Raw genomic sequence first — 21,786 nt, 5'->3', positions numbered from 1 at the left:
CGATGGTCGCGGCGATGTTGGTCGTGCCGGCCTGCGGATCCGATACTGCGAGCGAAGCACCGGCGTCGCCGGTGGTCGCCTCAGCGTTGTATTCCGTCCCCGACAACACCGCATATAACTATCGCTGGTCGGCAGATCCGGGTATCGATTTGTTGTCTCCCGAAGTGACGGTTGTCAGGGCGTATATGGAGTCCTACTACCTCACGGTCCGGGCGCTCACACCGGCCGCGGGATACCCGGGTTTTTCTGAAGCCGTGGACGAACGTCTCCTGACCGACTACGGCAACCCCGATCAGCTGAAGAAGAGCCACTTCGTGGGAACTCAGTTTCAGCATCTGCTGTGGATGACGCCGACCGAGCGTGGTTGGTTCGCGACAGTGTGCACAGGCGACTATTCGGTGATGCGCGAAGGCCCAGACGGGCAGTTCTTCAACGTCGGATCGACAAATATTACTGCCGAAACCGTGGAGATCACGGCGCCCGGCTCTAGCCCTTTCAGTCAGTCGTCGGAAGGCCCCGAACGCGCTCCGGTCGCCGATGTCTTCGGGGTCTGGAAGGTAGTCGACCACGTATACAGTGCACGAAACCAAGCAGCTTTCCTCGAATGTCGAAACCGGATGCCGGACGAGGCGTCGAATCGGCCGGCGAAGTGGAACCTCCCACACGACACCCCCTACCCGACGCTTGCTCCGTATCCGGGCTGGCCGCGCTACGACGAGAACTGACGGCCACCTCCACCGTCGGCGGTAGGGCACTGTCGCCGCCGCCGGCGTCCGGTCATATCCTCGACGTCAGCCTCCGTGTTCGGTGGAGGCGTGAGCGAATGATCGGACGGTTGGTAGTGGACAGCAAATGTGACGTCGTCTATGCGGACGACCTCCGGGTGGGCGAGAAGTTCGAGCTGGGCTCGTACACGGTGACGGAGGAGGAGCTGGTCGAGTTCGCAGGGCAGTGGGATCCGCAGTCGTTCCACATCGACCGTGAATCTGCAGATGGTGGCTATTTCGGGGGGCTCATCGCGAGTGGTGTGCACACGATCGCGGTGTGTCAGCGACTGTCCGCGACCACTCTTTATGCAGGCTGGAGCGTCATTGCGGGGGTGCGGATGCGCGACGTCAACTTCCTCCGGCCGGTGAAGCCGGGTGATGTGCTCACCGGAAAGCTGGTTGTGGAGGAGGTGACGCCTGACGATCGCGGTCGGGCCTTGGTGACGGTCGCGGCGGAGATTCTCAACGGGTCGGGCAAGCAGGTCCTGACCTCGGTCACCGAGATGTACATGCGATGCCGACCGGAAACCGACTGATCGTCGAAATTCTTGGACGAAACGCTCTCTTCGAGGATTGTTTTCCGGGTTTCTGGGTACCGCCCCGAGAGGCCATGGAACCAACGGAGGCAGTCATGAGAATGGGCAGGAGAGTGGCCGCGGTGGCGGTATTCGCGGCTTCGATCGGATTGGGGGCATCCGGTGTCGCCTGGGGCGGCAGTCTCGACTCGGTGGTGCCGGTGCGTCGGCCGGACGTCATTCAGCCGATGCCACCCGGATTCCCGCAGAACGGTCCGATCGGATGCGACGACTGGTCGGAACCGTACGAGAACAACGTCCCGGCGTGGGGCACCGATCCGTACAACCAATTCGACAACTGGTGCGACGGCCCCGAAGACGGCCTTTCCGCGCAGCAGCCGCCGGTCAATGACCAGCAGGGCCGGACGGTCAATCCCTGATTCGACGGTGAATGTTCGCACGAGGCATGTGCCGTCGTGTAGCTCGGTCGTGAACTGAAACCGACCGTCCGTCAAATTTCATTCACGAAATTCGCCCTCCGAGGATTGTTTACGTTGTCTTTGGGTACAGCCCTTAGGCAGCGTTATTCACCTATGGGAGGCAACGATGAAGGTCGGCTCGAGATTGGCTGCGGTCGCTGTGTTCGCGGCCTCGATCGGTTTGGGAACATCCGGTGTCGCCTGGGGTGACGCGCTCGACTCGGCGGTCGTACCGGTGCGCGCACCGGACACGGTTGCACCATTGCCTCCTGGTGTTCCGCCGACCGGCCCGGCCGGCTGCGACGACTGGGCGGAACCGTACGAGAACAACGTCCCGGCGTGGGGCGCAGAACCGTACAACCAGTACGATAATTGGTGCGACGGACCCGAGGACGGTCTGCCGCAACCGGCCACCTTCAGCGGTGACGAGGGCGGAGGCGACTCGCCGAACGAGCCGTAACCGACCGATCCGAATCAGCGCGCCCCGGGAGTCTCCGTTCCGGGGCGCGCTGATTCAGTTGCCGGACGGCGGTTCGTGCAGTCCGAACGCGGAGCCCTGGTCGTCGTGGCACAGCTTGAACCGCCCGAATTTCGCCACTGACTCGGTGTCTTCGCCCAGCTCGACGGCGTCGACGGTGCCGCCCAGCGCCAGTACCTGCTCGACCGCGGCGTCGAGGTCCGGCACCCGAAAGAAGACATACGGGCCGGCGCCCTCGTCGCCGCCGTGGATCCCGCCCGGGACGTTCGGTGTGTTGATGGAGTAACCCGACCCGCCGGGCCCGGATTCGAATTCCCAGCCGAACAACGCCGAGTAGAACTTTCGGCCCTGCTCCGCGTTGGCCACACCCAATTCGAAGAACGACAGTTCGCCCGACATGAGCACTCCTCCGTCGACAGTGTCCCCGTGACGCTACGCCGAGACGCCGTCACGCATAAGGCTCGCGCGTAGACCGACCGCGCCGCAGGGGTATTGATCGCCGCTGCTGCGGGTGGCGGCCTCGGGTTCGTCCACGGCGTCATTGCACCGCCGTCGGTACCGATCCGCTGCCTGCGGCCAAAGTTACGCATGGTGCGCCTGCTGTGATAGATACTGCACCGGTGATGCTGCCCAAACGAACCTGCTTTTCCGCCCTATCGATGGTGATGCTCGCTGTCGCAGGCTTGCTGGTCGCCGCCCCGGGGAGCAGCGGCGCCGCACCGCTCGCCTGGCGAACCACGATGGTGGCGTTCAGTAACGTCAGCGACCGCGACCTGGATGTATACGAGTCTGAGGACGGCACGGGGTTCCAGCCCCTCCGACTGTCTGCGTATCGGCCTCCGTCAGGGGTGGTGCGTGACCCGAGCATCTTCCGGCACACGGACGGGTTCTACTACCTCACCTACACGACGGTCGACGGGGCGAACATCGGCTTCGCACGCAGCAGTGACCGCATGGACTGGAAGTTCCTTGGGGCCTGGCCTGTCCCGTTCTGCTGCGCCTTCCTGCCGGGCACGGGAGACGGAACGGGCTCAGCGAGCCCGCCGGGTTCCTCGGGGTCGGCCGGGTTCAGCGACGGACCGTCGCTGTCGCCGTTCACCACCAAGGCCTGGGCACCTGAATGGTTCGTGGACGGCGACCGGGTCAACGTCATCCTGTCGCTGTCGACCGGGGGAGGATTCGTGCCGTATCTGATGACGGCGCTGGAACCATCGCTCAGGTTGTGGAGCCCGCCTGTTCCGCTCGCCGGGATCGGCGCGGACCATATCGACACCACCGTGGTCAAGGTGGGATCGACCTACCATGCGTTTACCAAGAACGAGACGAAGAAGGTCGTCGAGCATGCGGTCGCGTCGTCGGTGACGGGGCCCTATTCATTCGTCCCGCCTGGAAATTGGGGCTCGCTGGTGGAGGGCCCAGCCCTGGTTCAGTTGCCGAACGACACCTGGCGGATCTATCTCGACGCCTATACCGAAGGAAAGTATCTCTATTCCGACAGCACGGATGGGCTGCGCACCTGGTCGCCCGTGCAAGAGCTTCCAGGCGTTTCCGGGACGGTGCGCCACTTCGGCGTGATGCGGGAGCCGGCCTGACGGCGAACTCCCGTGAGGGCGGCAACCGGGAGGGTCAACGGCACCGGTAGCCTGCGAAGGGCTGAGCGTGAACGTCATTCGTAGGTGAGTGGTGAAGCGTGCCGGGGTGCACATCGCCACTCACGTGCGGGGACCGTGCGTCAGGCCGCCAGCTCGTCGGCGATTTCGATGTCGATTTCCTGTTCGGTCATTCCGCCGAAGAGATGGTTGGTGAACATGTCAGCTCAGTTCTCGTAACGTGTGGTGGATCCCGGCACGGTCGGAGCGTCCTGTCCGACCTACTGGTGTATCGCCCTCGGCGGCGCTTCCGTTTCAGGTCCCCGCAGGTGAGTGGCAAGGTGTGTCCGGGCGCGCATTCCCGCGCACGTAGCGCTTAGGCTCGACTCGACCGTTCGTGTCCCGGAAACAGGAGATGAGTCGAGATGCCCGCAACCTTCGTTCTGCTGCCCGGCGCCGGCTCGGACTCGTGGTACTGGCACCGCCTTGCACCGATCCTGGAGGGAAGCGGGCACTCGGTGATCGCCGTCGACCTTCCGTACGGCGACGACGACGCGGGCCAGTACGAGTTCGCGGACGTCGTCGTCGATGCGGTCGAGGACGTCGAGGGGTCGATCGTGCTGGTCGCGCAGTCCATGTCCGCGTTCACCGCGGCGATCGTCTGTCAGCGCGGCGAGGTCGACGTGGACCTGCTGGTTCTCCTGGCACCGATGCTGCCCGCGCCGGGGGAGGCACCCGGGCAGTGGTGGGAGACCACCGGTCAGCCGGAGGCGAAACGGGCGTTCGACGTGCTGGAGGGTCGCGACCCGGACGCGCCCGACGACCTGCGGGCACTGTTCTTCCACGACGTGCCCGACGACGTCACCGAGGAGGCGTTCAGCCAGGAGGAGCCCGTCGTCTCGAACACCCCGTTCGAGACGGTGTGGCAGGCGGACGCGTGGCCGCACGTGAAGACGCGTGTCGTCGCCGGGAGGCGCGATCGGCTGTTCCCACTCGACTTCATGCAGCGGATCGTCCGGGAGCGGCTGGGCATCGCACCGGAGGTCATCGACACCGGTCATCTGGCGGCACTCGCGCGCCCCGGCGAACTTGCTGCCATGCTGGAGCGCTACGCGTCCGAACTGTAGGGCATGTGGATCTGACGAGAAGGAGAGCAATCGATGGCGTTGTCGGTATCGGGCGAGTTCGAGATCGAGGCTCCCCAGGACCAGGTGATGGCGGCGCTGGCGGACGTCGAGCGCATCCCCGAGTGGTCGGCGGTGCACAAGAAGGTGGTCGTCGAGTCCCGATTCGACGACGGACGCCCCCGCACCGTGCGGATGACGCTCGCCGTCCTCGGTGTCGCGGACACGCAGCTGGCCGAGCACAAGTGGCTGGGGGACGAGCAGATGTCGTGGACGCTCCTCGAGAGCGAGAAGCAGAAGTGCCAGGAGGGGGAGTACCGGCTGACCCCCACCGCGCGCGGGACGTCGGTGCACCTCACGATGTCGGTCGAGCCCAAGGTGTGGGTGCCGAAGTCCGTGCTGCGTCAGGGCCAGAAGCAGGCCGTGCGATTGATCCGCAAGGGATTCACCAAGTTCGTTCTCGAGAACTACGTCTGACGAGGACCCGATGACGGTCGAGCAGAGCAGCCCCACCACACTTCGGCGACTGTCGGCGCGGTTGGCCCTGATCCGCGACGACACCGACGACGACAAGCTGTCGGCCGGATTTCTGCTCGTCGCCACGATCCTCGCGTTGGTGTGGGCCAACATCGGCGATTCGTACGAGTCGTTCTGGCACACCCCGGTGACCATCCAGATCAGCGACAACAGCATCAGCCTCGACCTGAAGCACTGGGTCAACGACGGGTTGATGACGCTGTTCTTCTTCGTCGTCGGGCTCGAGGTGAAACGTGAGCTGACGATCGGCGAACTCACCGACCGTGCCCGCGCCGCCGTCCCCCTCCTCGCCGCGATCGCGGGTCTGGCGTTGCCCGCCGTCCTGTTCCTGATCCTCAACCCCAGCGGGGACGAGGCCACTGCGTGGGGCGTCGTCGTCTCCACCGACACGGCGTTCGTGCTGGGCGCACTGGCACTCGTCGGACCCCGGTGCCCCGCCCGGTTGCGTGTCTTCATCCTGACCCTGGCCGTCGCCGACGACATCGGCGCCCTGGCCCTCATCGCCTTCTTCTACACCGACAACCTCCGGCTCGGACCGCTGCTACTCGGGTGCGTCGGGCTGCTGCTGATCATCCAGTTGCGCAAGCTCGAGGTGTGGCGTGGCGTCGCCTACTTCATCGTCGCGGCAGGCACGTGGGTCGCGTTCTACGAGTCCGGCGTCCACCCCACCCTCGTCGGCGTGCTGATCGCGCTGATCCTGCCCGTCTATCCGCCGCGGCGCAGCGAGGTGGAACGGGCTGGTGAACTCACGCGCGCGTTCCGGCAGTCACCCAACTCCGACTACGCCCGCGCCGCCCAGCTCGGCGTGCTGCGCGCGGTGTCCGTCAACGAGCGGTTGCTGCGCTTCTACCAGCCCTACACGGCGTTCCTCGTCGTCCCGATCTTCGCGCTCGCCAATGCCGGTGTGGTCATCACCGGGCAGACCCTCGCGGACGCGGCCAGGTCTCCGCTGGCGTGGGGCATCGTGCTCGGCCTGGTGGTCGGCAAGCTCGTCGGCATCACCGCGGCCACGGCCCTGTTCTCGAAGCTGCGTCCCGGCAGCCTGCCGCCCGGGCTGACGCTGTCACAGATCGCCGGTGGCAGTGCGCTGGCTGGCATCGGCTTCACGATCTCGCTGTTCATCGTCGACCTGGCCATCGACTCACCCGAGCTCGCCAACGAGGCTCGGGTGGGTGTCCTGACGGCGGCCGTCATCGCCACCGTCCTCGGCTGGGCGCTGTTCCGGCTGTCGGACACTGTGCACCCGCCGACGGAGGTCGTCGGACTCACCCTGCTCCGGCCCGTCGACCCCGGCCGCGATCACCTGCGCGGGCCGGCGGATGCGCCGCTCACCCTCGTCGAGTACGGCGACTTCGAGTGCCCGTTCTGCAGCAAGGCCACCGGCAGCATCCGGGACGTCCGGGCCCATTTCGGGGACGAGCTCCGCTACGTCTTCCGGCATCTCCCCCTCGACGACGTGCATCCGCACGCGCGTTTCGCCGCCCAGGCGAGCGAAGCGGCGGCCGCGCAGGGCCGGTTCTGGGAGATGCACGACCACCTGTTCGCCAACAGCGACGCCCTCGCCGAGGACGAGATCTTCGGTTACGCCGCCGAGTTGGGGCTCGACATGGACCGGTTCGAGGAAGACATCCGCAGGGGCACGTACGTTCACCGCATCGACGACGACGAACTCGACGCCGAGTCGAGCGATTTCCGGGGGACCCCCACGTTCTACCTCGGCGCGACGGGCACCGACCTCGCCCGGCACAGCGGCCCCTACGACGCCGCCACCCTCATCCGGAAGCTCGAAGCGGCGCGAGGCGCCGACGGCGCACCCTGATCAACCCTTCGAACGCTGCACCGCCTGGATCGCGGCGGGGGTTACCGGGTCGACGTCGTCGGCGAAGTCGTCGTGCTTCTTCAGGTAGCCGGCGACGAACGGGCAGATCGGCACGATCCGCTTGCCGTCCCGGACGGTCTCGGTGAGCGCGCTGCGGATCAGGGTGCTGGCGAGGCCACGCCCCCCGAACTGCTCCCCGATCTCGGTGTGGAAGAAGATCCGTTGATTCCCGTCGTCGAGGTACTCGGTGAACCCGGCCAGTTCACCCTCGACGCGGACCTCGAATCGGTGGTGTTCGGGGGCGTTCCGGACGTCGGGTGCGGGGCCGTCTTTCGTGTCGTCTGTCATGGACCCACTATGCCGCCCGGCGGGGTTCCGACTGCGCGGCGGGTGTTCCCGGACGTCGCGGAGGTGGATGATCGAAAGAGTCCAGGATCCGAGAGGAGACGCGACCACCATGACCGATTACGGCAGGGCCTTGCAGTTCGGGGCGTTCGTCACCCCGTCGGTGGAGTTGCTGGCCAACACGTTCGAACTCGCCGCCCTCGCCGACGAGACCGGCCTCGACCTGATCGGCGTGCAGGACCACCCGTACCAGGCGAAATTCCTCGACTGCTGGTCGCTGATGGGCGCGCTGCTGGCCCGAACCGAGCGGGTGCGTGTGTTTCCCGACGTCGCGTGCCTGCCGCTTCGCCCACCGGCGACGATGGCGAAGGCCGCGGCCAGCCTCGATGTGATGTCGGGAGGCCGGTTCGAACTGGCGTTGGGTGCCGGCGCGTTCTGGGAGGCGATCGGGGCGATGGGCGGTGACGTGCGCACGCCCGGGCAGGCCGCAAAGGCGTTGGAGGAAGCGGTCGAGGTGATCCGCCTGATGTGGTCCGGCGAGCGTGCCGTGTATTCCGAGGGTGAGCACTACCGCCTCGAGGGTGTGCATCCCGGACCGGTCCCGGCGCACAGGATCGGGATCTGGCTGGGCGTCGGCGGCCCCCGAATGCTGCGGGCGCTGGGACGCTCTGCGGACGGGTGGGTCCCGTCGAGCTCGTACTTTCCGCCCGACGTCCTGCCCGGCATGCACGCGCGGATCGACGCGGGCGCGGCGGATGCGGGCCGGGACCCGAGCTCGATCGTCCGCGCCTACAACGTGTTCGGTCAGGTGAGCGACACACCGTCGGACACGTTGTTCCGCGGAACCGCCGAGCAGTGGGTGAGCCAACTGACGGAACTCGCGGTGGAAACAGGCATGGACACGTTCGTCTTCGGCACCGACGGCGACAACCTCACCCAGGTCCGACGATTCGCGACCGATGTCGCGCCGGCCGTTCGGGCCGCCGTGGATGAGCGCCGTGGAGTGGGTGCCCACGCCTGACGCCACCGCGACTCGCTCAGTTGCCGTCCTTCTCCTTGTCCTTTTCCTTGGTCTTGTTGTTCCCGTTCCCGTTGCCGTTGTTGTTTCCCGGTCCGGGCTTCGGTACCGGTGCGACGGTTGGTGGGGGAGGCGAAACCGGGTTGACCTCGACGGCGCTGCTCGGGACGGAGACGGGTGCCGGGGCGGGGACGACGGCGGTGGTGCTCGGCCCGGGACCGACCGTGCCGTCCCGGTTCTGCGACGCGATGGCCAGCGCCGCCACGGCCACGGCCACCAGCACGGCGGCGATCGCGGCGATGATCAGCCCGGTGCGCCGTGGCCGCCGAGGCTCGGGTGGCAGCTCATGAACCGTCGTCGGTGTGAATGTTCTCGTCGGCGGCGGATGCGGGCCGGGCGCCCCGAGGACGGCGTCCCGCATGCTCTGGGCGTCGGCGTACCGCTGCTGCGGGTAGCGGGCCATCGCCCGTTCGATCGTGTGGACGAGGTTCGGATCGGCGTCCGGGCGGGCGTCGCGCAGCGGTCGGGCCGCCCCGTCGGTGATGGCCCGGGCGAGCGACAGGATGTTGTCGCCGGCGAACGGCCGGTGCCCGGCGAGGGCTTCGTAGCCGACGACGCCGACGGCGTAGAGGTCGTCGGCGGTGGTGGCGGGTGTGCCCAGGATGCGGTCCGGGCTGAGATAGGCCACGGTGCCCAGCACCTGACCTGTCGCGGTGTGGTCGGATGCGGCGCTCTTCGCGATGCCGAAGTCGGCGACCTTCACCGTGTCCGCGGCGGTGAACAGCACGTTTCCCGGTTTGATGTCGCGGTGCAGGATCCCGGCTCCGTGGGCGGCGCCGAGGGCGGCGAGCACGTCGGCGAGGATCGACCGCACCCGCGCGTCCGGCACGGGACCGGCGGCGATCTCGTCGGCGAGGGTCCGCCCGGGCAGGCGCTCCATCACGATGAACGCCACTCCGGCGTCCTCGCCGCAGTCGTGCACCGCGACGACGTTCGGGTGATTCAACGTGGCGGCCAGCCGGGCCTCGGCCTCGAACCGGCGGCGGGTGTCGGGGACGGAGGTGAGCTCCGGGCGCAGCACTTTGACCGCGACGGGTCGCTGCAGGCGCAGGTCCCATCCGTCGTGGACATCGGCCATTCCGCCGCGCCCCAGCATTCCCCGCAACTCGTACCGACCTGCGAGAACTGCGGACACCGACATGCGCTCACGCTATCGTCAGCACTTGTGCCGGACACCGCTGCCTCCCACCTACCATGACGCCATGACCGCTTCAGGTAAACGCCGACACCTGTCCGTCGTTCCCGACACACCGGTGATCGTCCGGCCGTCCGAGCGGCCGGGTCGCCGCGACGTCGCGAGTTTCCACCTGCGGATCGAGCTCGACGACGTGTCGCCGACCATCTGGCGGCAGTTCGTCGTGCCGTCGAACCTGCGGCTGAACGAGCTGCATCCGATCGTGCAGACGGTCATGGGCTGGCAGGACAGCCACCTGCATTCGTGGGTCGGCGGCGAGCCGCCCGCCTCCGAGCGGTACGAGATGCGTGAGAGCATCGACGAGGGCTTCGCCGACGAGGACGACGAGCTGTGCGAGGACGCGGTGCGGCTCGATCAGGTTCTGGCCGAGCCCGGCGAGCTGCTGTCGTATCAATACGACTTCGGCGACGGCTGGGACCACACGATCGTCCTCGAACGGATCGAGGCCGGCGGGCCCGCGCCGACGGTGACCTGCCTCGCCGGTGCCCGCGCCTGCCCACCCGAGGATTGCGGCGGACCGGGCGGATACGCCGACCTGCTGACGGTCCTGGCCACCCCGTCGCACCCCGGTCATCACGACGCCGGGGCGTGGGTGGGGCCCGGCTTCGCGCCCGAATCGTTCGGCGTCGACGCCGTGAACCGTAATCTGCGGATCGAAGTCGTGATCCGTGACCACGGGCCGGTGACGGATTCGAAGTTTGCCGAACTGCTGCGACGAATACCCCATCAGGCTGCCCCGCACGTCTTTTCGCTTCTCGAGCACGCCCAGCTCACCACGCGGACGGGTGACTTTCCTGCGGCCCAGGAAGCGGCGACGTTTCATCTGCGGTGGCTTCTGCAGCGCATCGGATCCGACGGCATCACGTTGACTCAGGCGGGTTACCTGCCCCCGGCCGTGGTGGCGGAGATGCGGCAGGCGCTGCCGGGTTTCGACGACTGGCCCGCCACCAGCAACCGGGAGACGGACCAACGGCCGGTCCACCTGCTCCGGGAGTACGCCAAGACCCTCGGACTGGTGCGCAAGTACAAGGGAAAACTCGTTCGAACCAACCTCGGAACGGCGATGGCGGACAACGCGAACCAGATGTGGCGTCACCTGCTCGAACGCCTGCCGCTGGGCACCGAACAGATCGAGCGGGAGGCCGGATACCTCGTGCTTCTCACACTCGCCGCAGGCACGTCGTCGGACGAACGCAGGGACGCGATCGCCGAGGGACTCGCCGCCCTCGGCTGGCAGACCAGCGACGGCACGATCGTCGGCCGGGAGGAAGTCTTCTGGATGGGCCGTCCCACGATCTCGTTCCTCGAACTGATCGGCGCAATGGTCGAGGGCTACGTCCAGCGCGACCAGCCCATGGACCCCGAATGGGGTCGGCTCCTCGCACAGATGGTGCTGTCGATGTAGGTCCACAGTTCTGGATTTCGCCTGAACACATTCGGGTACAGATGCTTTCGATACGCATGGCATCGCGCGGTGCCGACGCATCCACGCGTCGCCGGACGGTCACGCAAACGACACTCGTCGATGCAGAACGATTTCGGGCCACATCTGTCGGAATCTTCTGCTTTGATACGTCCATGCAATAGTCGGTCGCGAGCGAGGGAGGTTGACGACGATGGTCGATTCCACCGAGGTGCCCGAGGTTTCGTGGGCGGGAATGGTCGAGTGGTTGACCGGCTCGCTGGTCGATCAACCAGTTGCGCTCATCGTCGAGATCGGCCCGAACAGTTACGTCGGTGAGGACGACGACGAAGAAGTTGTCTGCGCGCAGATTCAGGTACTGGCGGACGGTGTGTTGATGCTCCGGCGATCACGCGTCGAACTCGGGCACCTGCTGCTCGCCGACTATTCCGCCGAGCACTTGACCCTCGACAGGTGGCATTTCGACGGCCATTTCGAAGACTGCACCGACGGCTATCTCTTCAGTCGCGATGTGAACCTGATCGCGAACACGTGCGTAGCCTGGTTCCGGGACAATTGGGGCACCCGGTCCACCAGTGAACTCGGATGCTCGTATCGGTTCCCCGACGAGTTGATACCGTCTGTCGACGCCGACGACGTGTTCTGACCTCCGCCGCGGCCGAACTCGAGGATTCGAGGGTCCCGGTTCGACGATTCCGGCACACTGGTTCCATGAGCACTCCGCCGCGTCGTCGGTGGGTGTTGCATGTCGATCTCGACCAGTTCATCGCCGCAGTCGAGGTGCTGCGGCACCCTGAGCTGCGGGGACGTCCCGTCGTGGTGGGCGGTCGCGGCGATCCCACCGAGCGCGCGGTGGTATCGACGGCGTCGTACGAGGCGCGTGAGTTCGGTGTCGGTTCCGGGATGCCGATGCGGATCGCGGCACGGAAGATCCCCGACGCGGTGTTCCTGCCCGTCGACGCCGAGGCCTACACCGAGGTGTCGGGCGTCGTGATGGACACGTTGCGCAAGTTGGGCGTCGTCGTCGAGGTGATGGGCTGGGACGAGGCGTTTCTGGGTGTCGAGACCGAAGACCCGGAAGCGTTCGCGCGAACCGTCCACGACGCCGTCCTCGACGCGACCGGGCTGCACTGCTCAGTCGGTATCGGCGACAACAAGTTACGAGCCAAGATCGCGACGGACTTCGGCAAACCGCAGGGCATCTACCGGCTGACGGAGGAGAACTGGTTCGCCGTCATGGGGGAGCGCCCCACCGACGCGCTGTGGGGGATCGGCAAGAAGACAGCGAAGAAGCTTGCCGCGCTGGGCATCAGCACCGTCCGAGAACTCGCCGACGCCTCGGATCAGGAGTTGGCCACGACCCTCGGTCCGAACATGGGACCGTGGTACGCCAGGATCGGTCGTGGCATCGATCTTTCCCCGGTCTCGGCGGAGCCCTGGGTGGCCCGGTCGCACAGCCGGGAGACGACCTTTCAGCAGAACCTCGCCGGCCGGGAGGCCGTCACCGAGGAAATCATACGTCTCGCTTCCCGCGTCAGGGAGGACATCCTCGCGGAGAACCGCAGGGCGGTGCGCGTGGCATTGAAGGTGCGCTACGCCCCGTTCGACACCCACACGACGAGCAAACCACTGCCGGAGCCGACATTCGATCCGGACGTGATCACCGACGCGGCAGCAGCATTGGTCGACAGGCTCGACCACGACCGGGAAGTGCGACTCCTCGGCGTGCGGCTCGAGATGACGCCGCCCACGTGAGTGGCAAGGCGTGCTCGGGCACGCTTTGCCACTCACTTGTCAGCGACGGGCGAAGACTGCGGGTTCGCTGTCGGGAACCTGGGCGACGAGGTCGCGAGCGACGAGGTGCCGAAGGTGGGCCGCTGCCTCGGACAGCGCCATGCCCTTGCCCATGGGTGAGATGTCGGCCCACGGCTTGTACCACTTCATGCGCTCGGCGACCTGCCACACCGTGATCTGGTCGTCGCCGAAAGCCTTGTACAGGTGGTCGAGTCGCTCTTCGTGGTGCTCGATCAGCTCGCCGGCGCGGCCCGCGACGTCGTCGATGGGGATGCCGTGGGCGCCGAGGCCGCGGGTGATGTTCATGGTCTGGACGCGGCGCAGCGAGTCCATGAACTCGGCCAGCGCGTCGCGTTCCTCGAGTGGGTACACGAAGTTGCCGACATGCGGCGTCGTCTTCTGCAGGACGTGGTCGCCGGTGAACATCACGTCGGCGTCTTCCAGGTAGAAGCAGACGTGGCCGGGGGTGTGGCCGGGGGTGTAGACGGCGCGCAGGCTGCGGCCGGTGAGGGCGATGAGCTCGTCGTCGACGAGGACACGATCGGGCGCAGACTCGGGACCCGCAGGCGGCTTCCCGCTCGTTGCCTTCTCGAATGCCTCGAGATCTGCCGGGGCGGCACCGGCGCGCGTCATGTTGGCCTTCTGGAAATCCAACCACTCGGGACCGTGACCGGTCGACATGTGCTCGAACATTTCGTGATCGGATTCGTGCATCGCAATCCATGCCCCGGAGGCCTCCCGGACGCGACCGCACAGACCGGTGTGGTCGGGGTGGAAGTGCGTGAGTACGACGCCTTCCACATCCTTCACCGAGTGTCCGATGGCCTCGAGTCCGGAGGTGAGGCCGTTCCAGGCGTTGTCGTCGTCCCAACCGGCGTCGACGAGGATCAGACCGCCGGGGGATTCCATCGCGTACACCAGGGTGTGACCGAGGGGGTTGTCCGTGATCGGCACCGGAATCTGGAAGATCCCGTCACCGATGGGCGCTGCGTCGCTCATGTGCCTACCTCGTTGCCTAGATGAACAAATTAGTTCTACTTGCCTTCATACTGACCTTTCGGCGCGGTTTGCGATACCGCGGGTCCCGATTAGCGGAACGGAATGCCCCGTGACCAGGTGTTTTGGTGTGAAAGCCGACGGTGAGACTGGAACACCCACTGGAAGCCGGACGCTGTGGAATGCTCCACCCGGACCAGCTTTCACATGCTCGCTCTGCGACAGGAGACTGCTTTGACCACGAACCTCGTTCGATCACGCCGCCGGTGGTACACGACCGGAATGTGTGGCCTCGCCGTAGTGGGTGCCTCGGGACTGCTTGCCCCCAGCGTGGCGGTTGCAGCGCCGGCAGCGTTACCTGCCGGTTGTGTGCAAGGCGTCGGCACCCAGGTGACCTGCACGTTCACATTCACCGGCAGTGCGCAGTCGTTCACGGTTCCCGAGGGCATTACCAGCTTGGCGGTGACGGCGACGGGCGGACGTGGTGGAAACAGCCAGACCATTCTCGGCGGCGCCGCGGCCGTCGCAACCGGACAGCTGACGGTCGCCGCCGGTGACGCGCTGTACATCCAGGTCGGCGGAAACGGTGGCGACGGCAATGGTCAAGCCGGATACAACGGCGGTGGAGCCGGCGGCACCGGCGCGAGCGGCGGAGGTGGCGCCTCCGACGTTCGCACCGGGACGGGTGAGCTGGCGGATCGTCAGATCGTCGCCGCGGGCGGAGGCGGCGCGGGTGACACCTATATCGGTGGCGCAGGCAACCTGATGGGACCTGCTGGCGGACCCGGCGGCGGGGGCGGCGGTGGCGGAGGCGGCACGGACGTCGCTGGTGGTGTCGGAGGCAACGGTGGCACTGACCCGCATGGCTCGCCGGGTGAAGCCGGTGCCGGTGGTGCCGGTGCAGGCACGGGCGGCGGTGGTGGCGGCGGCTGGTTCGGCGGCGGAGGTGGCGCCGAGAACTACGGTGGTGGCGGAGGTGGTGGCGGATCGTCCTACGCGCCCGGCGGAACCTTCAGCGTCGCTGGGGCGGATGCTGTTTCGTCGGTAGTCATCACGTACGGGGCCGGTTCGGGAACGGGGTCACTCGGAAACCTCTTCGGCAGCAGCTGATCTCGACTCCACGCTGGAGTCGTGACAGGCCGCGAAATGACACACGAAATCGGCAGCAGCCCTGAACTTTCGTTCAGGGCTGCTGCCGATGGTGTTCTCAGACTGCGACAGCCGCCGTCGTAGAGGCGGACGCGGGTTCATAGATCGCTTCGATGCGGCGCCGAGTCTCGTCGGGATCGGACTTCATCGCGAGGACGAGTTCGGAAATGACGAGCTGCATTGCGTGCTCGAGCTGCCGCTTCTCGCCGGCTGACAGCGGCTTGACCTGCGAACGCGTCATCAGATCGCGGATGACTTCACTCACCGTGAAGATTCCGCCGACGGTCAGCTTTTCCTGGTTGGCCTTGAACCGCCTGGACCAGTTCGACGGGTCGTCGACCGTCGGACCGCGCAGGATGTCGAAGACTCGACCGACTTCGTCGTTGTTGATCGCGTTTCGCACGCCGATGGATTCGGCTTTCGCTACCGGGATCTCGATGGACAGCCCGTTCTGAGCGACCTCGAACTGTACGTATTCGGTGGGCAAATCGTTGAACATCCGGGTCGTGAGCTTTGTGACGGTCACCGACCCGTGGTGCGGGTACAGAAAAATATCACCGATATTGAGATTCATAGATTACCTACCCTTCACATACATTATGGCACACGCTGCCATCTTGACAACTGCTGACCAGATATGAACGATCTCTGGTGGGTGCTCCTACCGATTGCGAAGGCCGTTGATGACCAGACTCGAAGCGTTCTCCGTGTCGCCTGACCTGCCCGCCGGCCCGCTGGGGCTGCGGGAGCGGCGACGCGAGCAGACGAACGTCGAGATCAGCGAGACCGCACTCACACTGTTCGAGCACAAGGGTGTCGAGGGCACGACCGTCGGCGAGATCGCGCAGACTGCGGGAGTGTCGCAGCGAACCTTCTTCCGATATTTCACTACCAAGGAAGAGGCCGCGCTCCGCGATCACTGGGCCTTCGAGGCGGTCTTGGCCGGAGGACTCGACCAGCTCGACTCGGAAGTTTCACCGAGGCTCGCGCTGGAAACGGCCTTCGCTGCTGCTCTGACGATGTACTCGGACAGTTTGTCGATCGCCTGCCGACGATTGCTGCGGGTGAACCGACTCATCAAGAAGGAGCCGGCGCTGCGGGCGGAGCTGGCGCGCGAGAGTGTGCGGCGAACCGCGGCGCTTGTCGATGTGGTGTCGACGAGGTTCGACTGCGCCGACTTGCAGGTTCGACTGGCAATCGATGTGTCGATTGCCGTGCTCCGTGCGGCGTTGGAAACGTGGGTGGACCAATCGTCCACCGATGAGACGGCGAGCCTGCCCGAAATCTATTCCTTGGCAAGGGGACTCGCGCAGGCGTGATCGGAGACGGTCCGCAGGCGTCGGCTCAGCCCTCCAGGAAGCTGAACCGGACGTGCCGCACCGGGTTGTCGACATTGGTGTCGACGAGGCACACGGATTGCCAGGTGCCCGTCGCGAGTGCTCCGTCGAAGACGGGCACGGACGCGTAGGGCGGCAGGAACGCCGGCAGCACGTGGTCGCGGCCGTGCCCATGGCTCCCGTGGCGATGGATCCACCGGTCGTCGCGCGGAAGCACCTCGTCGATCGCCCGCAGAAGGTCGTCGTCGCTTCCCGCGCCGGTCTCGATGACGACGAGTCCAGCAGTGGCGTGCGGCACCCACACATGCAACAGGCCGTCACCGGCGCCTGCTGAGGCGAGGAACTTCTCGATCTCACGGGTCAGGTCGTGCACCACCGGCTCGGCGCCGGTCCGCACCTCGATCTCAGTACTGAACATGGTTCTGACGTTAGCGCCCGAGCCTGTGACAAGCGATCGGAAGCTGCGAGGCCTGCCGTGCTACTTCCGGCCGGCCGCCCACTTCATGCCCCAGCTGTAGGTCTTGTCGAGATCGGCCTGGCTGCCTTCGATGTACTTCACCTCGCGGTTGACGGTGATGCCTTGCCCGGTGTTGTGCAGCATCGCGATGGCGCAGATGCGAGCGGAGCTGTTCGCCGAGTCCAGTCGCACCTCCACCTCGGGGCCGCTGGTGGGGTAGAGGGTGACGACACCGTCCACGGCTGCCCAGTTGGGTGCGCCGTCGTAGATCATCGCGAAGATGAGGATCCGCTTGAACATTTCCGGCCGGTCGAGGTTGATATGCATGTTCTCGCCGCCGGTCACGGTGCCGGTGCGGTCGTCGGCGTCGAGCTGGATGAATGGCGCAGTCCGCAGCGATCCGAAACTGTTGCCGAGTGCCTGGACGACACCCTTCGATCCGTCGGTGAGTTCGTAGAGGCAGCCGAGGTCCAGGTCGATGCCGTTGCTGCCGCCCGCCGCGGCTGCGAGCTTGGCGAAGAAGCCGGCCTTCTTCGGCTGCGGCGTCGCGCCCGTCGACCAGTTGAGGTTGACGCGCATCGCGCCCTGTCGCTCACCCGACTTCGTGAGGCTGACCGACGGCGCAGCCTTCGACAGCGTCACCTTGCTCAGATTGACTCCGCCCTGCGGTGCGGCAGGAGTGGACGGGCGTCGGGTGTAGTCGATGGCCACAGGTGGAACCTTCCGATTGACTGAGCGGCGCGCGTCAGACCACTGTCCGATTTGCACGATTTCGGTCCAGAGTAGCGGTAGTCGCGCGGTCGGACTTCAGCCCGACCACGGTCACGCTGATTCGCGCGCACTCCACTCGATCGCCGGGCACGTGTCCATCACCATGGCAACTCCCTTCGCGGTCGTTCGCTGGAAGGCGGCCTCGTCGATGACTCCCAACTGAAACCAGACGCCCTTCGCGCCCACCTCGACGGCCTGGTCCGCGAACTCGCCGGCCGCGTTTGACTGGCGAAAGACGTCGACGACGTCGATAGGGAACGGGACGTCCGCGAGAGTGGGATAGCCCTGCTCGCCGAGCACCATCGGGGCGTCGGGGTGGATCGGGACGATGCGCTTTCCCCGGCGCTGCAACAGCTCCGCGATCCGATACGCCGTCCGGTCGGGGTTTCCGGAGAGCCCGACGATTGCCCACGTCTCCCAGTCGTTGAGCATCGACGAGACGGCTTTGGGGTCCTGCCACGTAGTGTCCACATCGCCAAACTACTACTGACCGTGGATGTCAGCCGGGGATCGCCGCGCTCAACCGGAGTCGGCGTGCGACAGTATCGGCATGGTGATCCGTATTCCCGAGAATCCGCGTCTGGTGAATGGTTCCGAGGAATCGGTGTGGAAAGCGCTTCTCGGTCAGCTCGGCGACGGTGACCTGGTGGTGGCAAATCAGCGGGTCACCGACCGGCTCAAGGATCACGAGATCGACTTCGTGGTGGCGCTCGAGGGGTACGGAATCGTCTGCTTGGAGGTGAAGGGCGGGCAGATTTGGCACGACGGCAACGATTGGTACCAAGAGCAGCGAAAAGGACCAACGGTCATCAACCCGGTCCGGCAAGCACGTGACTCGCTGTATGCCCTGCGGAGCTACGTGGAGGCCGACCCGCGCTGGAGCCACGGGCGGCTGCGATGGGACCACGTGGTGGTGTTCCCCAATGTGGCGATCGCCGACGACTTCGCCCTGCCGGAATGCCCGCGCTGGAAGGTAATTGATCGCAACAACCTCGATGACGTGGTTCTGCGGTTGCAGAAGGTACTGTCCGGTCAACAATTGGACCGCCCGGCCCTGCCCGCCGACGGGGTCGACCAGCTCACGACGGTCCTCTCCGGACGGGGACTGCCGCAACGCGACGTGGTTGCGAGGGCGATCGCGAACGAAGACGCGGCTGACGCACTCACTGCCCAGCAGTCGGTGATTCTCGACGCGATCCGGCTGTTGCACCGTGTCGAGGTGCGGGGCGGCGCCGGAAGCGGCAAGACGTTCCTCGCGGTCGAGAAGGCGCGGCGGCTGGCGAAGCAGGGGCAGCGGGTGGCACTCATCTGCTATTCGCACGGTTTGGCGTCGTATCTCGAGCGGTTGACCGCCACCTGGTCCTACAAGGAGCGTCCCGCATACGTGGGGGAGTTTCATGCGCTCGGTCAGCGGTGGGGAGCGCCCGAGGGGCCGGATGAAAGTATCCGCAACACCGACACTGTGCAGTTCTGGGAACACGACCTTCCGCGGCATATGGCGGAGTTGGCGTCGGAACTGCCTTTGCGGGACCGGTTCGACGCGGTGGTCGTGGACGAGGCGCAGGACTTTGCCGATGACTGGTGGGGTCCGCTGCTGGCGGCGCTGCGTGACGAGGAAGCCGGCGGCATCTATGTGTTCAGCGACGAGGGGCAGCGGGTGTTCGACCGGCAGGGTGTTCCGCCGATTCAATTGGTCCCGCTGGTGCTCGACCACAATCTGCGCAATACCCGTCAGATCGCGGACTCGTTCACGCCGTTGGTCGGCCAGCGGATGCGTCTGCTCGGTGGGGAAGGCCCGGAGGTGCTCTTCGTGCCCTGCACCGCAGAGGATGCGCTGACGGTGGCCGACGACCAGATCGACTCGTTGATGGATGAGGGGTGGCGTCCCGCGGACCTGGCGTTGCTTGCCACGGGCAGCCGTCATCCGGAGCAGGTCGGCCGGCAGGCGGAGGGCAACGTGGCCTACTGGGACAGCTTCTGGGACACCGAGCAGGTGTTCTACGGGCACGTCCTGGGGTTCAAGGGTCTGGAACGCCGTGCCGTCGTTCTGGCGCTCAATGAGAAAGTGGTGCAGGAGCGTTCGCGGGAGCGGCTGTACGTCGGGCTGTCGCGAGCCCGTGACCAGCTGGTGGTGTGTGGCGATCCGGCCTTCATCCGGGAGGTCGGGGGAGCGGAGTTGGCCAAACGGATGGGGATCTGATGTCGCCCCGTTAGTTTGCCCAGCGGTACCCGCATGCGCCGCAGATCCATTCCGGCACTGGGTCGGTGACGATGCAGCCCAACGGAATGGTCCACGGCGGCACCGGCTCGCGCGGGATCGGCATGCCGATCACTGCAGACCGGGTTTGCGATGCCGCGCATCGCGAGCAGCTCGGGTGGAAGGAGAAGCGGTAGTCGAGGAAGGTGGAGAATCCGCCCTCGGTCATCGCAGTCTGGCACCCAGTGCACAAGGCAGCCGGCCAGTCATGCGCCGGCCCGTGATAATTCCAGTGGTCGACGCCGTTCTCGGCAGTGTGGATGTGTACGCGCTCCTGTGCGGCACTGCCACGCAAGTCGATCGTCTCTCCGCAGGCTGTGCACTTGCCGGCGGACTTCAGCAGCACACGCGCCGCGGCCGCCGTGGTGTGCGACGCCTCGTCTCGTCGGGCGAACGGGTCGTCGAAGTTCGCAGGATGTTCGAGGAGCGGAGTCAGTAGTCGGCCGCCGACCTCGTTATCGACTCGACCTGCGATGGTGGGAAGAACGACGCCCGCGCAGGCTTCGACGACAGCGACAGATGGAAGTTCGGTGAGCGGCCACGACTGCGTGACGCCGATGGTGTCGGGCGATGACGGACCCGCGAGCTCCTTGCACAGGACAGTGCGGTCACGGCGACATCTTGTCGTGGGGGACCGACAAATCAGCGGAGGCGCCTATTCGGGGTGTCGATCGAACAGTGTATTGACTCGGATTCGTTGACGCGCGGGTGATTGTGTAACGCCCATGCATTTGGTTGGCGACCCGTTGCTGAATTGTGTGAAAGTCCGGACAGTCTGGTATTAGTTTCAACCATCGTGCTGTCGCTGGGTGGATAGGAAATCGGACGCGCGAGCGCATGCACAGTTTCGTCTGCGACTACCCAGGCGAGAATCGGCAAGATTCCGGGCAGGTCGCCCGCACCTCTGAAAGGGCACTGCCGTGTCGATCGATACTCAACCCGCCGCTGCCAACTCGCAAACAGTACGCCGGGCGCGTAACGCGCGACGGCCGTTGTTCTCCTCGATCGTCGGATGCGCCGGCGTCGTCCTGGCGACTGCCAGTCTCGCTGGTTGCGGTTCGGGTGAGTCCTCGTCGACGGCCTCGGCGACCCCCACCACAGTCGCCTCCACGACCACGACCACGACCACGCGGCCCACGGCGACGGTACCCGTGACCACTCCGGTCGCGGTTGCGCCCGTGGCTCCGCCACAGGCTGCGCCTGTGGCGCCGACCTCGAGTGCCCCCGTTCTGGTGCCGATGCCGGCCGTGGTCTGCATGAACCTGCAGACCGCGCAGAACACGATCCAGGCGGCGGGGGTCTTCTTCTCGCGCAGCGCCGATGCGTCCGGTGCTGGACGGATGCAGGTGCTCGACTCGAACTGGATTGTCGTGGGTCAGCAGCCGTCGCCCGGTGCCTTGGTCGGGGAGGGTGACGCGGTGCTGTCGGTTGTGAAGATCGGCGAGCCCAACAATTGCTGACGCGCTGATGCCGACACCGCTAGGTCCGAAGTCCCTATTTGTCCCTGGTGGTGTCGGTTGAACGGTGTATTGACTCGGATTCATTGGGGCGCAGTTTTTTTAGCTAGCTCACCACCGCGGGCACGGTTATGCGTTACGTCGGGTTTGTCTGGTACTAGTTTCAACTAACGCGCTCGGGGTGGACTGTCGACCGAAAGCGGGTGGTTTTGTCATTCG

Annotated in this window: 26 protein-coding genes; 16 read left to right on the top strand and 10 right to left on the bottom strand. The window is 66.0% G+C overall.

Annotated elements, in window-relative coordinates:
- Positions 1 to 2 precede the first annotated feature (2 nt).
- The 4 genes from PSR88_RS08700 to PSR88_RS08685 all read left to right on the top strand — a co-directional run bounded on the left by PSR88_RS08700 (position 3) and on the right by PSR88_RS08685 (position 2,221).
- Positions 3 to 725, top strand: a complete 723-nt coding sequence (locus tag PSR88_RS08700; protein ID WP_016882958.1) for a hypothetical protein — start codon at positions 3 to 5, stop codon at positions 723 to 725.
- 98 nt (positions 726 to 823) lie between these two features.
- Positions 824 to 1,303 carry a MaoC/PaaZ C-terminal domain-containing protein gene (locus tag PSR88_RS08695; RefSeq protein ID WP_009474412.1) on the top strand — a complete coding sequence of 160 codons (480 nt, stop codon included), beginning with the start codon at positions 824 to 826 and terminating at the stop codon, positions 1,301 to 1,303.
- A 95-nt stretch (positions 1,304 to 1,398) separates the two neighbouring features.
- On the top strand, positions 1,399 to 1,722 hold the full coding sequence (locus tag PSR88_RS08690; protein WP_016882959.1) for a hypothetical protein: 324 nt from the start codon (positions 1,399 to 1,401) through the stop codon (positions 1,720 to 1,722).
- A gap of 166 nt (positions 1,723 to 1,888) precedes the next feature.
- Positions 1,889 to 2,221, top strand: a complete 333-nt coding sequence (locus tag PSR88_RS08685) for a hypothetical protein (RefSeq protein WP_009474410.1) — start codon at positions 1,889 to 1,891, stop codon at positions 2,219 to 2,221.
- 54 nt (positions 2,222 to 2,275) lie between these two features.
- Here PSR88_RS08685 and PSR88_RS08680 read toward each other — a convergent pair whose 3' ends face one another.
- The gene (locus PSR88_RS08680) at positions 2,276 to 2,638 is read right to left on the bottom strand and encodes a VOC family protein (protein WP_009474409.1); all 363 of its coding nucleotides are present in this window, start codon (positions 2,636 to 2,638) and stop codon (positions 2,276 to 2,278) included.
- Between the two features lie 224 nt (positions 2,639 to 2,862).
- Here PSR88_RS08680 and PSR88_RS08675 point away from each other — a divergent pair, with 224 nt between their 5' ends.
- From PSR88_RS08675 to nhaA, 4 genes are all read left to right on the top strand, one after another.
- Complete coding sequence (locus PSR88_RS08675; protein ID WP_237724105.1) at positions 2,863 to 3,831, top strand: arabinofuranosidase; 969 nt, start codon at positions 2,863 to 2,865, stop codon at positions 3,829 to 3,831.
- 422 nt (positions 3,832 to 4,253) lie between these two features.
- Positions 4,254 to 4,955: an alpha/beta fold hydrolase gene (locus PSR88_RS08670; RefSeq protein ID WP_016882960.1), complete on the top strand. Its 702-nt coding sequence runs from the start codon at positions 4,254 to 4,256 to the stop codon at positions 4,953 to 4,955.
- Positions 4,956 to 4,988: 33 nt separating this feature from the next.
- Positions 4,989 to 5,429 (top strand): SRPBCC family protein, encoded by a 441-nt coding sequence (locus PSR88_RS08665; protein WP_009474406.1) that lies wholly within the window; start codon positions 4,989 to 4,991, stop codon positions 5,427 to 5,429.
- Positions 5,430 to 5,439: 10 nt separating this feature from the next.
- Positions 5,440 to 7,308, top strand: a complete 1,869-nt coding sequence (gene nhaA / locus PSR88_RS08660) for a Na+/H+ antiporter NhaA (RefSeq protein ID WP_016882961.1) — start codon at positions 5,440 to 5,442, stop codon at positions 7,306 to 7,308.
- Here the strand turns inward: nhaA and PSR88_RS08655 are convergent, their stop codons facing one another.
- Positions 7,309 to 7,656 (bottom strand): GNAT family N-acetyltransferase, encoded by a 348-nt coding sequence (locus PSR88_RS08655; protein WP_009474404.1) that lies wholly within the window; start codon positions 7,654 to 7,656, stop codon positions 7,309 to 7,311.
- A gap of 109 nt (positions 7,657 to 7,765) precedes the next feature.
- Between PSR88_RS08655 and PSR88_RS08650 the strand changes: the two genes are divergently transcribed.
- Entirely contained in the window at positions 7,766 to 8,674 is a 909-nt protein-coding gene (locus PSR88_RS08650) for an LLM class flavin-dependent oxidoreductase (RefSeq protein WP_016882962.1), read from the top strand.
- 16 nt (positions 8,675 to 8,690) lie between these two features.
- On the opposite strand, the gene PSR88_RS08645 is transcribed toward PSR88_RS08650, so the two are convergent.
- On the bottom strand, positions 8,691 to 9,872 hold the full coding sequence (locus PSR88_RS08645; protein WP_029539419.1) for a serine/threonine-protein kinase: 1,182 nt from the start codon (positions 9,870 to 9,872) through the stop codon (positions 8,691 to 8,693).
- Between the two features lie 61 nt (positions 9,873 to 9,933).
- Here PSR88_RS08645 and PSR88_RS08640 point away from each other — a divergent pair, with 61 nt between their 5' ends.
- From PSR88_RS08640 to PSR88_RS08630, 3 genes are all read left to right on the top strand, one after another.
- Positions 9,934 to 11,331: a plasmid pRiA4b ORF-3 family protein gene (locus tag PSR88_RS08640; RefSeq protein ID WP_029539421.1), complete on the top strand. Its 1,398-nt coding sequence runs from the start codon at positions 9,934 to 9,936 to the stop codon at positions 11,329 to 11,331.
- Positions 11,332 to 11,542: 211 nt separating this feature from the next.
- Positions 11,543 to 11,995 (top strand): hypothetical protein, encoded by a 453-nt coding sequence (locus PSR88_RS08635; RefSeq protein ID WP_011594644.1) that lies wholly within the window; start codon positions 11,543 to 11,545, stop codon positions 11,993 to 11,995.
- A 65-nt stretch (positions 11,996 to 12,060) separates the two neighbouring features.
- Positions 12,061 to 13,104 carry a DNA polymerase IV gene (locus tag PSR88_RS08630; RefSeq protein ID WP_011594643.1) on the top strand — a complete coding sequence of 348 codons (1,044 nt, stop codon included), beginning with the start codon at positions 12,061 to 12,063 and terminating at the stop codon, positions 13,102 to 13,104.
- Positions 13,105 to 13,143: 39 nt separating this feature from the next.
- Here PSR88_RS08630 and PSR88_RS08625 read toward each other — a convergent pair whose 3' ends face one another.
- Positions 13,144 to 14,142: an MBL fold metallo-hydrolase gene (locus PSR88_RS08625; RefSeq protein WP_016882965.1), complete on the bottom strand. Its 999-nt coding sequence runs from the start codon at positions 14,140 to 14,142 to the stop codon at positions 13,144 to 13,146.
- 279 nt (positions 14,143 to 14,421) lie between these two features.
- Between PSR88_RS08625 and PSR88_RS08620 the strand changes: the two genes are divergently transcribed.
- Positions 14,422 to 15,249 (top strand): glycine-rich protein, encoded by an 828-nt coding sequence (locus PSR88_RS08620; protein WP_337464695.1) that lies wholly within the window; start codon positions 14,422 to 14,424, stop codon positions 15,247 to 15,249.
- Between the two features lie 97 nt (positions 15,250 to 15,346).
- On the opposite strand, the gene PSR88_RS08615 is transcribed toward PSR88_RS08620, so the two are convergent.
- Entirely contained in the window at positions 15,347 to 15,814 is a 468-nt protein-coding gene (locus PSR88_RS08615; RefSeq protein WP_231914481.1) for a CarD family transcriptional regulator, read from the bottom strand.
- A gap of 157 nt (positions 15,815 to 15,971) precedes the next feature.
- Between PSR88_RS08615 and PSR88_RS08610 the strand changes: the two genes are divergently transcribed.
- Positions 15,972 to 16,607 carry a TetR family transcriptional regulator gene (locus tag PSR88_RS08610; RefSeq protein ID WP_029539424.1) on the top strand — a complete coding sequence of 212 codons (636 nt, stop codon included), beginning with the start codon at positions 15,972 to 15,974 and terminating at the stop codon, positions 16,605 to 16,607.
- A 25-nt stretch (positions 16,608 to 16,632) separates the two neighbouring features.
- Here PSR88_RS08610 and PSR88_RS08605 read toward each other — a convergent pair whose 3' ends face one another.
- The 3 genes from PSR88_RS08605 to PSR88_RS08595 form a co-directional block, all read right to left on the bottom strand.
- Positions 16,633 to 17,043, bottom strand: coding sequence for a secondary thiamine-phosphate synthase enzyme YjbQ (locus PSR88_RS08605; protein ID WP_009474393.1), 411 nt, complete (start codon positions 17,041 to 17,043; stop codon positions 16,633 to 16,635).
- Between the two features lie 60 nt (positions 17,044 to 17,103).
- On the bottom strand, positions 17,104 to 17,793 hold the full coding sequence (locus PSR88_RS08600) for a tellurium resistance protein (RefSeq protein WP_016882968.1): 690 nt from the start codon (positions 17,791 to 17,793) through the stop codon (positions 17,104 to 17,106).
- A 111-nt stretch (positions 17,794 to 17,904) separates the two neighbouring features.
- The gene (locus PSR88_RS08595) at positions 17,905 to 18,324 is read right to left on the bottom strand and encodes a CoA-binding protein (protein WP_016882969.1); all 420 of its coding nucleotides are present in this window, start codon (positions 18,322 to 18,324) and stop codon (positions 17,905 to 17,907) included.
- 79 nt (positions 18,325 to 18,403) lie between these two features.
- Here PSR88_RS08595 and PSR88_RS08590 point away from each other — a divergent pair, with 79 nt between their 5' ends.
- Positions 18,404 to 20,053, top strand: coding sequence for an NERD domain-containing protein/DEAD/DEAH box helicase (locus tag PSR88_RS08590; RefSeq protein ID WP_016882970.1), 1,650 nt, complete (start codon positions 18,404 to 18,406; stop codon positions 20,051 to 20,053).
- Positions 20,054 to 20,063: 10 nt separating this feature from the next.
- On the opposite strand, the gene PSR88_RS08585 is transcribed toward PSR88_RS08590, so the two are convergent.
- Together PSR88_RS08585 and PSR88_RS08580 are read right to left on the bottom strand one after the other, a co-directional pair.
- A complete protein-coding gene (locus tag PSR88_RS08585) occupies positions 20,064 to 20,456 on the bottom strand; it encodes a hypothetical protein (protein WP_016882971.1) in 393 nt (130 codons plus the stop codon).
- 588 nt (positions 20,457 to 21,044) lie between these two features.
- The gene (locus PSR88_RS08580) at positions 21,045 to 21,368 is read right to left on the bottom strand and encodes a hypothetical protein (RefSeq protein WP_016882972.1); all 324 of its coding nucleotides are present in this window, start codon (positions 21,366 to 21,368) and stop codon (positions 21,045 to 21,047) included.
- Between PSR88_RS08580 and PSR88_RS08575 the strand changes: the two genes are divergently transcribed.
- A complete protein-coding gene (locus tag PSR88_RS08575; protein WP_016882973.1) occupies positions 21,367 to 21,570 on the top strand; it encodes a hypothetical protein in 204 nt (67 codons plus the stop codon). The two genes, PSR88_RS08580 and PSR88_RS08575, sit on opposite strands and share 2 nt — an antisense overlap.
- Positions 21,571 to 21,786: the final 216 nt, after the last annotated feature.

Origin of the sequence: Rhodococcus sp. DK176 (genome assembly GCF_038447315.2) — a bacterium.
Classification (GTDB): domain Bacteria; phylum Actinomycetota; class Actinomycetes; order Mycobacteriales; family Mycobacteriaceae; genus Rhodococcus_F; species Rhodococcus_F jostii_A.
The sequence above is the reverse complement of the archived record's forward strand: the minus strand, read 5'-3'. Positions and strand labels throughout refer to the sequence as shown.

Bases quoted from the DNA above. Each gene is read 5' to 3' on its own strand.
- nhaA (WP_016882961.1), top strand. From the start codon at position 5,440: ATGACGGTCGAGCAGAGCAGCCCCACCACACTTCGGCGACTGTCGGCG.
- PSR88_RS08575 (WP_016882973.1), top strand. From the start codon at position 21,367: ATGAACCTGCAGACCGCGCAGAACACGATCCAGGCGGCGGGGGTCTTC.
- PSR88_RS08630 (WP_011594643.1), top strand. From the start codon at position 12,061: ATGAGCACTCCGCCGCGTCGTCGGTGGGTGTTGCATGTCGATCTCGAC.
- PSR88_RS08675 (WP_237724105.1), top strand. From the start codon at position 2,863: ATGCTGCCCAAACGAACCTGCTTTTCCGCCCTATCGATGGTGATGCTC.
- PSR88_RS08690 (WP_016882959.1), top strand. From the start codon at position 1,399: ATGAGAATGGGCAGGAGAGTGGCCGCGGTGGCGGTATTCGCGGCTTCG.
- PSR88_RS08590 (WP_016882970.1), top strand. From the start codon at position 18,404: ATGGTGATCCGTATTCCCGAGAATCCGCGTCTGGTGAATGGTTCCGAG.
- PSR88_RS08580 (WP_016882972.1), bottom strand. From the start codon at position 21,368: ATGCAGACCACGGCCGGCATCGGCACCAGAACGGGGGCACTCGAGGTC.
- PSR88_RS08645 (WP_029539419.1), bottom strand. From the start codon at position 9,872: ATGTCGGTGTCCGCAGTTCTCGCAGGTCGGTACGAGTTGCGGGGAATG.
- PSR88_RS08605 (WP_009474393.1), bottom strand. From the start codon at position 17,043: ATGTTCAGTACTGAGATCGAGGTGCGGACCGGCGCCGAGCCGGTGGTG.
- PSR88_RS08640 (WP_029539421.1), top strand. From the start codon at position 9,934: ATGACCGCTTCAGGTAAACGCCGACACCTGTCCGTCGTTCCCGACACA.
- PSR88_RS08625 (WP_016882965.1), bottom strand. From the start codon at position 14,142: ATGAGCGACGCAGCGCCCATCGGTGACGGGATCTTCCAGATTCCGGTG.
- PSR88_RS08610 (WP_029539424.1), top strand. From the start codon at position 15,972: ATGACCAGACTCGAAGCGTTCTCCGTGTCGCCTGACCTGCCCGCCGGC.
- PSR88_RS08670 (WP_016882960.1), top strand. From the start codon at position 4,254: ATGCCCGCAACCTTCGTTCTGCTGCCCGGCGCCGGCTCGGACTCGTGG.
- PSR88_RS08700 (WP_016882958.1), top strand. From the start codon at position 3: ATGGTCGCGGCGATGTTGGTCGTGCCGGCCTGCGGATCCGATACTGCG.
- PSR88_RS08695 (WP_009474412.1), top strand. From the start codon at position 824: ATGATCGGACGGTTGGTAGTGGACAGCAAATGTGACGTCGTCTATGCG.
- PSR88_RS08685 (WP_009474410.1), top strand. From the start codon at position 1,889: ATGAAGGTCGGCTCGAGATTGGCTGCGGTCGCTGTGTTCGCGGCCTCG.
- PSR88_RS08680 (WP_009474409.1), bottom strand. From the start codon at position 2,638: ATGTCGGGCGAACTGTCGTTCTTCGAATTGGGTGTGGCCAACGCGGAG.
- PSR88_RS08650 (WP_016882962.1), top strand. From the start codon at position 7,766: ATGACCGATTACGGCAGGGCCTTGCAGTTCGGGGCGTTCGTCACCCCG.
- PSR88_RS08635 (WP_011594644.1), top strand. From the start codon at position 11,543: ATGGTCGATTCCACCGAGGTGCCCGAGGTTTCGTGGGCGGGAATGGTC.
- PSR88_RS08665 (WP_009474406.1), top strand. From the start codon at position 4,989: ATGGCGTTGTCGGTATCGGGCGAGTTCGAGATCGAGGCTCCCCAGGAC.
- PSR88_RS08620 (WP_337464695.1), top strand. From the start codon at position 14,422: ATGTGTGGCCTCGCCGTAGTGGGTGCCTCGGGACTGCTTGCCCCCAGC.
- PSR88_RS08655 (WP_009474404.1), bottom strand. From the start codon at position 7,656: ATGACAGACGACACGAAAGACGGCCCCGCACCCGACGTCCGGAACGCC.